Here is an 11,842-nt window from a genome sequence, read left to right as displayed (position 1 = left end):
TCACTGGCCCCTCAACATCTGCTGGCAAATCGCGAATTCCACCGGCACCATAACATCCAAGGAGGCCGGCAGGTTCAGTGGCCTCTCAATATCCCTCACCCCTGGCACATTCACGGCTTTATTACATTTAGGGAGGCCGGTGAGGTTCAAGGTATTGGGGAAGTTGGTGGTGCCAGTGGGATACAATATGGGCCGGTGTTGGCAGGGAGGCCGATGAAGTCAGTAGATGTCGGTGGTGGCGGAGAGGCCGATAATCTACATTTTCTTTATGCCGGTCTGAAACAGCCATGAGTTTAAGCATGGACGAGCGTGACACCGGCATCTCAATATCGACTGGCAAATCGCGAATTCCACCGTCCGAGCGGAGTTTTATCGGCCCCTGAAGTTTCCATAGCGCTCCGAATATCCCCCGACACTGACAGATTCACCGGCTCCTGAATATCGACCGCTCCTTGCAGATCCGCCGACTCTATGGCATCCGCCTGCCCCTATAACATCCACCGATGCGGTGTATCGAAATAGATTTTTAGTTGCCTCTTAAAAAATTCAATTTCCGCCGGCAATTAATTTCCCCAACAAGTGGGGAGTTAATCTCATGGCTAAGTTCTTTGTGTCTGCTCCCGCGGTTCCATTCAATTAATTTCCCCAGGGAGTGGGGAGCCTTTGAAGATGAAGGAGTTAAGGGTTGGTTAGGTAGAGTTTCCATTCAATTAATTTCCCCAGCGAGTGGGGAGCGTATAGAATAGCCTGCCTGACGAGTTCTAAAGAACGAGTTTCCATTCAATTAATTTCCCCAGCGAGTGGGGAGCGGGAGTATTATTCGGAGAATGCCGGTGCAAAATGGGTGAAGGCGTTTAAGTTTCCATTCAATTAATTTCCCCAGCGAGTGGGGAGTGGCGTCTACTGTATGAAGGTCTTGGTCTTGCTGGTTAGTTTCCATTCAATTAATTTCCCCAGCGAGTGGGGAGTAAGTATCTTCTCTGAGGAAGTTAAACACCATGGCGTTTCCATTCAATTAATTTCCCCAGCGAGTGGGGAGTGTTTAGCCTTCATTAACTGTTCAATGAGTCCTTTCTTAGGTTTCCATGTTTCCATTCAATTAATTTCCCCAGCGAGTGGGGAGTACAAGTATTCAAGCTTTGTCCGCTTCCAAGATGGCGTTTCCATTCAATTAATTTCCCCAGCGAGTGGGGAGAATGGTTTTTAATGTTGTGGATACTAGCCGGACTTGTTTCCATTCAATTAATTTCCCCAGCGAGTGGGGAGAGTGGAACGTCACCATAAATCTGTCTAATTTGCGGCCAAGTTTCCATTCAATTAATTTCCCCAGCGAGTGGGGAGCAACTTTGGAAAACTCAAACAATGATCTGGATGTATGGTGAAGGAGGGAGCGGAAAGTTTCCATTCAATTAATTTCCCCAGCGAGTGGGGAGTGAGCCAACTTCTAGGGGAGCGTTTATCCTTTTGTGTTTCCATTCAATTAATTTCCCCAGCGAGTGGGGAGCCTGAAGGAAACTCGGGCTGGTGAAAATACTAAGCTTCTCCAGTTTCCATTCAATTAATTTCCCCAGCGAGTGGGGAGGTTAATGACATGGCTTACTTTGAATTTAGTTGGTTAGATGGTTTCCATTCAATTAATTTCCCCAGCGAGTGGGGAGTGGAAGAGTTAGCTTACGGTACTCGTGAGCATTACAAAGTTTCCATTCAATTAATTTCCCCAGCGAGTGGGGAGAGTCTCTTTAGGGCCGTATGGGGTTGGGTGCATACGTTTCCATTCAATTAATTTCCCCAGCGAGTGGGGAGTTACTGTAAACGTCCTACCTGTGAATTGGATGAAGGTTTCCATTCAATTAATTTCCCCAGCGAGTGGGGAGGAGGTCGACTTAGGAATAACTTCATTCATGTTCAGTTTCCATTCAATTAATTTCCCCAGCGAGTGGGGAGCTATTTAATTGAGGAGAAGGGATATGGACTTCAGTACTAGTTTCCATTCAATTAATTTCCCCAGCGAGTGGGGAGCATAACGGAGGGTTTCTTACTCAACACATTATCGTTGGTTTTTGCCTGGAGTTTCCATTCAATTAATTTCCCCAGCGAGTGGGGAGTGGGCGGCTATACGAAACTCGCTGAACCAAACGAGTTTCCATTCAATTAATTTCCCCAGCGAGTGGGGAGTCACGGTACTTTTTATAAATAGATACACACTTATTACGTTTCCATTCAATTAATTTCCCCAGCGAGTGGGGAGCCACTGTGTTTGATGATAATGGACTTGCTAAGTTCGTAGGTTTCCATTCAATTAATTTCCCCAGCGAGTGGGGAGGTCTATAACAAATAACATCATATTTAATCTCAGTCATATTTTCTGTTTCCATTCAATTAATTTCCCCAGCGAGTGGGGAGTAAAGTTTGGGAATTTATCAGCAGAATATAAAGAAATAGTGTTTCCATTCAATTAATTTCCCCAGCGAGTGGGGAGTATAATAGTGCCGTGTCCAAACGCTCCATTAATTGAGGTTTCCATTCAATTAATTTCCCCAGCGAGTGGGGAGAGATGAGATGGGAAAGTTAACCATATAGCTAGAGGTGTGTTTCCATTCAATTAATTTCCCCAGCGAGTGGGGAGAAAAATTAAAGCCTACCAAGCAGCACACATCAGTAAGTTTCCATTCAATTAATTTCCCCAGCGAGTGGGGAGTCGAGTTGGGGTTAAAGCCGGCACATCTTGGCCGCGTTTCCATTCAATTAATTTCCCCAGCGAGTGGGGAGCTTTATCCCGCAAAGGAAGAGTCAAGCTGGAAAGGTTAGTTTCCATTCAATTAATTTCCCCAGCGAGTGGGGAGTCTTAGCGAATTAACCCCCGGACAGATTATCTGTCGGTTTCCATTCAATTAATTTCCCCAGCGAGTGGGGAGGGTTACTCAGCGGCGGTAAAGAAAGGTAAGGCGGTGGTTTCCATTCAATTAATTTCCCCAGCGAGTGGGGAGTATCAAGAGATGGTAAGTAAATTAAACAGCTTGTCAGTTTCCATTCAATTAATTTCCCCAGCGAGTGGGGAGAATTTAATTGGAGAAAAGACATGCGCGAGGAATATCTGGTTTCCATTCAATTAATTTCCCCAGCGAGTGGGGAGGAGTTAAAACGGGTCCTGGACATTTGGGTAATTGTGTTTCCATTCAATTAATTTCCCCAGCGAGTGGGGAGATACCCCTATTAAAACCCATAACCGGCAAGATGTCCAGACACCGTTTGCGAGGCTCACTAAAAATCACTAAAAGCTGCAACATAACCCTCCTAACAAAAATCCTGAAACCCTTACCCCGTCTAACTGCGAGGCTCCCAACGAGAAAACGTCATCCCACCCTCATCGCCCGCAGCCTCGCAAAATCAAACAATCACCGACCCCGGAAACTCACGAACAGAAGGGCCAATGCCCCAAGTTTCCACCTGGCCACGAGTGTGCTTAGATAAAGGATAAAAACGCAGACTATCCTCATCCAGTTTCACCCGTTTTTTCAAACGCCGGCGCAACTCCTCAAACTTTTTTTCAGACAAAACGCACTCGAAACAACTGTACTGCACCCACTGACCATAACCCTCCAACAAATTAAATACCTTCCGTCGGCGTTTATCGCAAGGAATATCATAAATCACCACATAAAAAAGCATGATTCATCGAATTAGATAAGGCTTATACAAACGGCTCGGCTCATAAACAAACTGCTTAAAAAGCTTCACCTGCTGATTCAATAAATCCCACTTCGGCTGCTTACCAGATTCCGCCTCGATTTCCTCTTCCATTCTACCTACAAACGCCTTCAAAAACTTCTTAGGGCCCGAATTATTTAAAAAGCAACCTCCATTTTTGTACTCAAAATCATTTAACACATCCATCATCTTCCGATTCACCAAATACATTACGAGAGAATCAACCATAGGAGCACGAAACTCCTCAATTAAATCCGAAGCCAAAGCTGCATGACGCTCAGAACCTTCATGCAAGCAAGCTGAATAAGGATCTAAGCCTTGCAACTCAATTAAACTCAATAAATGATTCCAAAGAATCTGATAACCAAAACTCAACATCGCATTAACAGGATTGCCAGGAGGACGACGAGACCGGCCCGCAAACACAAAATCATTTCCCTCCAAGCACTCAGCAAAAGCCGAGAAATATTGAGCAGCACCGGCCCCCTCAAACCCCATTAAACGCTGCGTATTATCAGCCTCCCCCGCTTTATCGAGCAAATATTCCAAACTTTGGATTGCCAAGCTCAAAGTATCAGAAGAACGGCGTCGGTTCTGGCGTTGTAAAATCACCCGTGAATTGCGTAATTTTGCCTGAACAATACAGCGCGCCACCTGCAAACGTTCCACAGCTAATAACTGCTGCTGATAACGAGCAAGTTGACGAAAACCGCGTTCAATTGGCAAAATTCGCCCATAACAAAAACCCATGCGAGACACATAAGCAATGGGAATATTGCGCCATAAACAAGCACGAATAGCCTGAGTAGTGATTTGCGAATTGCCAAAAACCAGCACCATTTCCAGCAAAGGTAACTGCACTTCTGCTTGGACAGTTTCGCCTTGCTTAACAAGCAGCAATTCTTGATTTAGCGAAACATAACAACCTTGCTGAGAAACATAAATCGTTTGCATTATTGCCGCTCAATTTCTTTAATATCCCGATGCTGAATTGTAGGCCGATTAATTTGCTCTTCTACAGAAGCCTGGATATTCTCAACACGAGAAGGCTGGAGAAAATGCACTACAGAATCAGCAATCGTAGCAGTAAAGAAACTAGCAACTGTGACCAAGAAAGTATTCATAATCACGGCAGCTAAACCCATTGGTGCAATTAGCAAAATTATCAAAGTAATGGAACCGTTGACGATAGCAACCGAGAAATTACGAACCAAAGAAGCACGATAAGTCATGTACATAAATAAACTCCTTGAATAAAGTGTGGCTGTCAGTGAGGGGCGGGTTTACTGAGGTTATCTGTTGGTATCCAACGTTAACGTTGAAACCGCCCCTACAAATTGATTGCGGGGAGATTTTTGGCCAGTGTTGGTTTGACAGGCCGGCCTAAAGATATATTGGGATGATTTTGCTTTTTTATGCAGTTGGTTTTGGCCAGTGTTTGTTTGATAGACCGGCCTAAAGATATATTGGGATGATTTCGCCTTTTTATGCAGTTGATTTTAACTGGTGATGAGCGCGTCCATCGTCAACACCTGCCCCTCAAGATCCCCCACCGCTGGCAGATTAACCGGCTTTATTACATCCAGGGAGGCCGGTCAGGTTCAAGGTATTGGGGAAGTTGGTGGTATGGGGGATACGATATTGGCCGATGCAGGCAAGAAGCTCGCTAAAGTTGGCGAAGTCTCTGGATGCCGGTGATGACAAGAAGGTTGGCGAAGTCTCTGGATGCCGGTGATGACAAGAAGGTCGGTGAAGTCTTTGGATGTAGGTAGCGCCGATGAGCAAGCGTGATGTTGCTGGCGTGGGTGGTGCCGGTGGTCGCTAGGAACCCAGGGAAGCCGATGATGCCGGTGGTGGCGGGGAGGCCGATGGTGGGGGGAAGGCCGGTGGTGGTGGTGAGCAAGCGTGGTGTTGTTGGCGCTGGTGGTGCCGGTGGGGTTGGTGGCAGTGGGGAGGCCGGTAATTTCTATTTTGTTTGTGCCGGCCTAAAATGGCCATGATTATGAAGAATTCTCTCAGGGTGACACCGGCCCTATGGTGTCCACCAGCCCTATCGAATTCATTAGCCCTAATACATCATCTGCCGTCCCTTTTAGATATCCAACGGTTCTTGAATATCAATCAACACCCAAATATTCACTTGCCAGTAAACATTCAGCGGCCCATTTATCAGACAAGATATTCAGTGGTTTATAATGTTAATTTTTTTAACTTTATCTCTCAAAGTTTTTAGCTTTTTCTATATTTCCTTTGGCTAAATTAACTTTTTGTAACAATTCTAAAGCTTGTTGAGAACTTGGGCGATCGAGTGATATCTCTAGCAGACATCCAGGGCAGGTGAATGCGGGTTTATAGAGCAAACTTTCGATGGACATTTCAATAAAAAAACCACATTCTGGACAAGGCATACCAGGAGAAGGTTGGCGATTTTGTGAGGGTACAGGCATTTTGTAATCCTTATGGGTAATTGATGATAATTGAGCAATGCTGTTTTTGTGAGGAATAAGCTAGTTGTTAATTAAAAGCCAAGGAAGAGTTTTATTCTAGGGAGATGGCATTTAATTTTGCTTTGGAAGAGGTGGATGTATTTTCTTTAAAGGAACTCATTAAGTTGTCAATTCCTCCTGGGATATCAGCTTGCTTTAGTTCTATTCTAAATTTGATATTATCATCCAGTGTTGCTGTTCTTTCATCGTCTTTTTGGCTACTTCATACACTCGTCGTACTAAATCGACCAGCCCTATAGCATCCACCGGCCCACCAGCATCTATAAGCATCTCTTAGTTTACTGGCCCTGCAACATCCACCGGCCCTCAAGCATCCACCAGCCTTAGCGCGAAAGCCGAGTTCTCAACAACCACCGGCCTCTTCACACTCACCGGCCCCAGGATTTCCACCGGCCCCAGGATTTCCACCGGCCTTTGAAGTCCGACTGGCCCCAAACAGATCAAGTGAGCCTTATAGATATGCACTGACTTTGCAACATCCCCGGCCTCATCAGATCCATCGGTGTTAATTCAAAATCGGCTTTTAGTTGGCTGTGAGAGATTCAATGTGCGCTCCCGTAAAGGCTCGCCAGCGAGCGTGATGAAAAAGGAGGCCAGTTCTTTACCTGGTAGCCCCCGGCAGATCCATCGGTTCCTGAAAATCCATAAGCAAAAACCATTGGCCCCTCTACAAAAATTCGCTTTTCCAGATACCTCGGCCTTTTCAGAACCCTCGGTGCCGGTGTGTCGAACTTGCTTTAATTTCTCTTGTCCAATATTCTCAAACCGTCCAAACGTTTATAAAGTTGGCTCAAAATCACGTTTATTCTAACTTAGTATTCGGATGACAACCCTTATGAGCTTTACTTCCTAGGTCTTTTTGCTCCTATGAGAATTTTTATATCATCCTATAAATGCTAGGTAGCTTTATATATAAATTAGGTTAATTTATATTAAATTTGTATAATTGATTTGTAATCACCCTTGCTTTTAGCGAGAAGGTAGTCTAAACTCTCGTATAAAAGCTTCCCAAGCGCTGATGCTGGTTGATGGCTTAAAAAAGCTGAAGATATTAGCAGTAGCCAATATTTTCGTTTCAACAGCCCATTAGTGCGACAGAGAACATTGCTTGGATATAGACTACAAGGAGTCAAGCTATGCCATTAGATTTGGGAAATCTGAACGACGGCTACATTTCTATAGATTATGTAGAAAGAACTGGTCTTTTAGATACCTACAAGTTTAACCGGCCCAATGCGGGGGCTGTTGAAGTTTCGGCTCAAGGCTTTAGCGATGATATTGATATCAACCTGAAAAATTGCAAAATCCAAGTTATCAAAACTGTGTCAGTGAGCGACACTAATCCCGCAATGGTTAGTGATAATAAATTATCCAATCCAAGTTTTTCTGACGAAAATTTCCTTCCTGCTAAAGATAGCAATTCCATTATAGCAATAACATCCAATAGCCAAGTAAACCTCCTCTCAGGCAGGGGCTTAATTTTAAAGTTTTTGGTACGAAAATTAACCAGAAAAATAGGCGTATATTTTGCCTATAATGACGGCTTTTATCAAGATGAATTAGCCATATTGCCGATATAGAGCAATAGTTTTCAGTAGCACCATTCTTCGAGCGGGCTGTTCCTGCCAATCTGCATTGCAAAATTTTATAACTGCAAGCAGGGTTAGCTAAAGAATTGCAATTCGCATCTTAGCAGAGGATTTGTGCCCCGCCCCAGTATCCCCTAGCTGATTCTGAGTGCGATCGCTAATTACACCAACAACCACCTAACACTTAGTAGAGGATAGAACCATGTTTACTTCCAATTCCGCAGAAATGACTCAAACTTTAGTTGAACAAGCTCGTCAGAGTGCTTGCAGTGTTTTGCAGGGATTTGCCGGTGGTGAAGATTTTCTGGCGAAGATTAAAACCGCTTTTGGTGAAAGTTTTGATGTTAATAAGTTAGAAGAGTTGCGGCAGCACTGGATTGCCGGAGATTTTGCATCTCTTCCGCAAATCGAAATTCGCACGGGTGCAGAGTTACAAGGGGCAAACGCTGCTTATGCGGGGTCAACGAACACGATTTATTTTTCTCAAAATTTTTTGAGTAACTATGCGAGTAATTCTCAAGCGATTAGTGCGGTGTTAATTGAAGAAATTGGGCATTATGTAGATTGGCAAATTAATACTGCTGATACTCCGGGGGATGAAGGAGAGTTGTTTTCTGCTCTTGTGCGTGGGGTGGATTTGAGTCAGGAGCAAGTTCAGCAGATGAAACAGGAAAATGATTCAATGATCGTCAATCAAGCAAATATTTTGATCGAGCAGGTTGGAGAGCAACTGAAAACAAGCTTGAATTTATTAAATGTAGAGACTAATAATGAAAATTTGGAAAACGGTTATACAGTAGCAGATAAAGTTTTAAGTCAACTTATTAAAGAACGAGGCCGGACAAGAGTTTACTTTATCAATGGTATATGGACTGATAGCTCTGGATTTGAAACCCAAAAAAAAGAGGTATCCAAGGCTTTTTCTCTAGACTATCTTAATCAAGACATCTCAAGCTCGATCGAACGGTATGTAGCAAATCAAGAGACAACTTATAATAGCACAAAAGATCAAGCCCCAAGTGGTTGGGATCAAGCTTCGGAAGTTCTTGATAATTTCGATAACTTAAGAAAAGTTCTCTCGCCAATTTTATATCAGCCTGCTATAGATAAGTTTAAGAGTTATTGGAATTCTTTAGCTCCTATAAATGGCAAAAAGCCTTCTATAGACGATGATCCGTGGCATGACGTAGGTTATAATGCACCTGATTTTGCAAAAGATCACGATATTTCAGATTTATATGAAGGCTATAAAGGTGTAAAATGGCTTAATGAAGATGGAAAAAATTTGACTCTTCTTGCAGAAAATACTATCGACCCAATAGCGGATTTTCTTAATAAGTATGGTAGTTTAGATAAATTAGTTGAAAACTTAGGGACAGATCCGGATAGCGATCTGGCAGAAGCTTTGAGCCAGTTCTGGTCGGACAAAGAGGAGTCTCCCACAAGTCCAAAGCTAAATGATTTATGGCTAAATAATAGTAGCAGTCAGACTGGTGCAACTGATTGGATAAGTAACAATAATGACTCGATAATATTTATTGCTCACTCTCAAGGTAATTTTTTTGTCGAAGATGGGCTTCGTCATCTAAACCAAGATAAAGTAAGAATTATTGGTCTCGGATCACCAACCAATTATTCAGCATTAACTTTAGGAAACAAACTTTTCTCATCTATCCATCAAAACGATCCTATTACTGATTTGCAATACTCGTCAGGATTATCCACCCGAGATAAAATGGCGCAAATTCTTCGTACTTTTCAAGGGACTAACTTGTCGAGTATAGGAGATCACAATTTGGTAGAAAATTATTTACCAAAAATAGATGTAAAAAATAAGTTTGAAGATTTTTTTTACGAGTTACACCCGCAAGGTTTTTACTTTTCTGGGGTAATAGTTAACGGTCAATCTGGTTTGCTTCAAGGCTCTGATAAAGGTGATTTCTTAAAAGGTCTTGCAACTAATGATTTTTTGCAAGGTGATGGAAAAAATGACGTTCTACGCGCGGACTTAGGCCAAGATACTTTAGTGGGTGGTTCAGGATTTGACTTTTTGGATGGTGGAGAAGGACTTGAAGATATAGCTGATTACTCAAACGATCCAGGTAAAATAATTGTCCGCCACGATCAAATAGCAAATTCAGATGTATATAAAGTCTGGGATGGTTATGGGCAATTAGATATTGTCGTTGGTGTTGAAAAAATCTATGGCTCAAATGCTGGCTCGGATTTAAATCCTGTCGGCCCTTTAAATTTCAGCCAAATATTTGATGATATGGAAGGGGGCGATGGTAACGATTATTTTTACGGCCTTGGAGGAGTAGATAAACTAATTGGTAACGGAGGTGAAGATTATCTAAGCGGTGGGGATGGGGGTGATTGGATAGAAGGAGGTGCCGGAAAAGATATCCTCCAAGGAGGTCAAGGCGGTGATTATATTGATGGCGGTTCGGAAAAAGATCTCATTTATGGAGAATGGGGTAAAGATTTTATACACGGCGGTGACGGGGACGATTTTATCTGGTGTGGTGAAGGCGATGACGAGTGCCACGGTGATAGCGGCTATGGTCACGATACCATCTACGGCGAACAAGGTAATGACAAGCTTTACGGAGAAGGCGGTAATGACTTTATCAGTGGGGGCATAGATAACGACGAAATTTACGGACGTGCAGATAACGACGAGTTATACGGAGACGATGGCAACGATCTAATAGAAGGGAACATCGGCAACGACATTATCTCTGGTGGCAACGGCAACGATGCGATCGCTGGTAACGAAGACAACGATATAATAGCAGGCGATGCCGGAAACGATAACATCACTGGAGACATCGGCAACGACAGTATTCAAGGCAACCTCGGACAAGACATTATCTCTGGCGGCGATGACCAAGACACCATCCAAGGAAATGAAGACAACGACATTATCTCCGGCGATAACGGGCACGACTTAATTGAAGGCAACACCGGCAACGACATCATCTCCGGCGGCAACAATGATGACCAAATCTTCGGCAACGCTGGAGACGACCAAATCACCGGCAATGCCGATCAAGACAAAATTGAAGGCAACGACGGCAACGACAGCATCCAAGGAAACGACGGTTTAGACACCATCTCTGGTGGTAACGACAAAGACACCATTTCTGGTGGTAACCAGGATGACCAAATCTTCGGAGATGCAGGAGACGATAGCATCAGCGGAGATGACGGCAGCGACTTCATCAGTGGTGGCGACAACAACGACATTATTGCTGGCAACCTCGGAAACGACAGCATCCAAGGAGATGATGGTCAAGACAACATTCAAGGCAACGAAGACAACGACACGATCTCAGGTGGTAATGACAACGACATCATTTCGGGCGACAGCGGTAACGATCGCATCTTCGGAGATGCCGGCGACGACAACATCACCGGCAATGCCGACCAAGATTACATCGAAGGCAATGACGGCAACGACAACATTCAAGGAAATGACGGTTTAGATACCATCTCTGGCGGCAACGACAAAGACACCATTTCCGGGGGCAACCATGATGACTACATCCAAGGAGATGCAGGAGACGACAGCATCACTGGAGATGACGGTAACGACTTCATCAGTGGTGGCGACAACAACGACATTATCTATGGCAACCTCGGAAACGACAGCATTCACGGGGATAACGGTCAAGACAACATCCAAGGAAACGACGGCAGCGACACCATCTCCGGTGGGAACGACAACGACATCATTTCCGGCGGGAACGACAACGACAGCATCTCTGGAGATGCAGGGGACGACAACATTACCGGAGACCTAGGCAACGATATCATCAACGGCAACGACGGTAACGACAATATCCAAGGCAACGAAGGGGAAGACATCATTCACGGTGACGCCGGCAACGACAACATCCAAGGCAACGATGGCCAAGACCAGCTATTTGGCGACGGAGAAAACGACATTATCACCGGCAACGCCGGCAACGACACCCTCTACGGTGGCGATGGCAACGACCAAATGAACGGCAACGATGACCAAGACCTCATCTA

10 protein-coding genes, 1 pseudogene and 1 CRISPR repeat array are annotated in these 11,842 nt (G+C 44.2%); of the genes and pseudogenes, 5 read left to right on the top strand and 6 right to left on the bottom strand.

Features of this window, described 5'->3' with window-relative positions:
• A partial coding sequence (locus NG798_RS25680) for a hypothetical protein (RefSeq protein WP_261226570.1) occupies window positions 1-291 on the top strand: 291 nt, incomplete at its 5' end.
• Between the two features lie 260 nt (window positions 292-551).
• A CRISPR array of direct repeats spans window positions 552-3,204; the repeat unit is 36 nt; unit sequence GTTTCCATTCAATTAATTTCCCCAGCGAGTGGGGAG.
• Between the two features lie 183 nt (window positions 3,205-3,387).
• Here NG798_RS25680 and cas2 read toward each other — a convergent pair.
• The 3 genes from cas2 to csx18 are packed head-to-tail and all read right to left on the bottom strand — an operon-like array spanning window position 3,388 to window position 4,946.
• On the bottom strand, window positions 3,388-3,669 hold the full coding sequence (cas2, locus tag NG798_RS25675; RefSeq protein ID WP_261226569.1) for a CRISPR-associated endonuclease Cas2: 282 nt from the start codon (window positions 3,667-3,669) through the stop codon (window positions 3,388-3,390).
• Window positions 3,670-3,672: 3 nt separating this feature from the next.
• Window positions 3,673-4,662, bottom strand: a complete 990-nt coding sequence (cas1, locus tag NG798_RS25670; RefSeq protein ID WP_261226568.1) for a CRISPR-associated endonuclease Cas1 — start codon at window positions 4,660-4,662, stop codon at window positions 3,673-3,675.
• On the bottom strand, window positions 4,662-4,946 hold the full coding sequence (csx18, locus tag NG798_RS25665) for a CRISPR-associated protein Csx18 (RefSeq protein ID WP_261226567.1): 285 nt from the start codon (window positions 4,944-4,946) through the stop codon (window positions 4,662-4,664). Before csx18 ends, cas1 begins: the two co-directional genes overlap by 1 nt.
• Before the next feature lie 249 nt (window positions 4,947-5,195).
• Here csx18 and NG798_RS25660 point away from each other — a divergent pair, with 249 nt between their 5' ends.
• Complete coding sequence (locus NG798_RS25660; protein WP_261226566.1) at window positions 5,196-5,378, top strand: hypothetical protein; 183 nt, start codon at window positions 5,196-5,198, stop codon at window positions 5,376-5,378.
• Between the two features lie 120 nt (window positions 5,379-5,498).
• The gene (locus tag NG798_RS25655; RefSeq protein ID WP_261226565.1) at window positions 5,499-5,708 is read left to right on the top strand and encodes a hypothetical protein; all 210 of its coding nucleotides are present in this window, start codon (window positions 5,499-5,501) and stop codon (window positions 5,706-5,708) included.
• A 213-nt stretch (window positions 5,709-5,921) separates the two neighbouring features.
• Here NG798_RS25655 and NG798_RS25650 read toward each other — a convergent pair whose 3' ends face one another.
• The 3 genes from NG798_RS25650 to NG798_RS25640 form a co-directional block, all read right to left on the bottom strand.
• Window positions 5,922-6,155 (bottom strand): phage terminase large subunit family protein, encoded by a 234-nt coding sequence (locus NG798_RS25650; RefSeq protein ID WP_261226564.1) that lies wholly within the window; start codon window positions 6,153-6,155, stop codon window positions 5,922-5,924.
• A gap of 201 nt (window positions 6,156-6,356) precedes the next feature.
• The gene (locus tag NG798_RS25645) at window positions 6,357-6,485 is read right to left on the bottom strand and encodes a hypothetical protein (RefSeq protein WP_261226563.1); all 129 of its coding nucleotides are present in this window, start codon (window positions 6,483-6,485) and stop codon (window positions 6,357-6,359) included.
• A 36-nt stretch (window positions 6,486-6,521) separates the two neighbouring features.
• A complete protein-coding gene (locus NG798_RS25640; protein WP_261226562.1) occupies window positions 6,522-6,680 on the bottom strand; it encodes a hypothetical protein in 159 nt (52 codons plus the stop codon).
• 671 nt (window positions 6,681-7,351) lie between these two features.
• Between NG798_RS25640 and NG798_RS25635 the strand changes: the two genes are divergently transcribed.
• A complete protein-coding gene (locus NG798_RS25635; RefSeq protein WP_261226561.1) occupies window positions 7,352-7,795 on the top strand; it encodes a hypothetical protein in 444 nt (147 codons plus the stop codon).
• A 211-nt stretch (window positions 7,796-8,006) separates the two neighbouring features.
• A pseudogene (locus NG798_RS25630) lies at window positions 8,007-11,842 on the top strand (calcium-binding protein); the annotation flags it as partial.

The organism is Ancylothrix sp. D3o, from assembly GCF_025370775.1.
In the GTDB taxonomy this organism is placed as follows: Bacteria; Cyanobacteriota; Cyanobacteriia; order Cyanobacteriales; family Oscillatoriaceae; genus Ancylothrix.
This window is presented reverse-complemented; position numbering and strand designations above follow the sequence as displayed.

Bases quoted from the DNA above. Each gene is read 5' to 3' on its own strand.
- NG798_RS25655 (WP_261226565.1), top strand. From the start codon at position 5,499: ATGTTGCTGGCGTGGGTGGTGCCGGTGGTCGCTAGGAACCCAGGGAAG.
- csx18 (WP_261226567.1), bottom strand. From the start codon at position 4,946: ATGTACATGACTTATCGTGCTTCTTTGGTTCGTAATTTCTCGGTTGCT.
- NG798_RS25650 (WP_261226564.1), bottom strand. From the start codon at position 6,155: ATGCCTGTACCCTCACAAAATCGCCAACCTTCTCCTGGTATGCCTTGT.
- NG798_RS25635 (WP_261226561.1), top strand. From the start codon at position 7,352: ATGCCATTAGATTTGGGAAATCTGAACGACGGCTACATTTCTATAGAT.
- NG798_RS25660 (WP_261226566.1), top strand. From the start codon at position 5,196: ATGCAGTTGATTTTAACTGGTGATGAGCGCGTCCATCGTCAACACCTG.
- NG798_RS25645 (WP_261226563.1), bottom strand. From the start codon at position 6,485: ATGCTTATAGATGCTGGTGGGCCGGTGGATGCTATAGGGCTGGTCGAT.
- cas1 (WP_261226568.1), bottom strand. From the start codon at position 4,662: ATGCAAACGATTTATGTTTCTCAGCAAGGTTGTTATGTTTCGCTAAAT.
- cas2 (WP_261226569.1), bottom strand. From the start codon at position 3,669: ATGCTTTTTTATGTGGTGATTTATGATATTCCTTGCGATAAACGCCGA.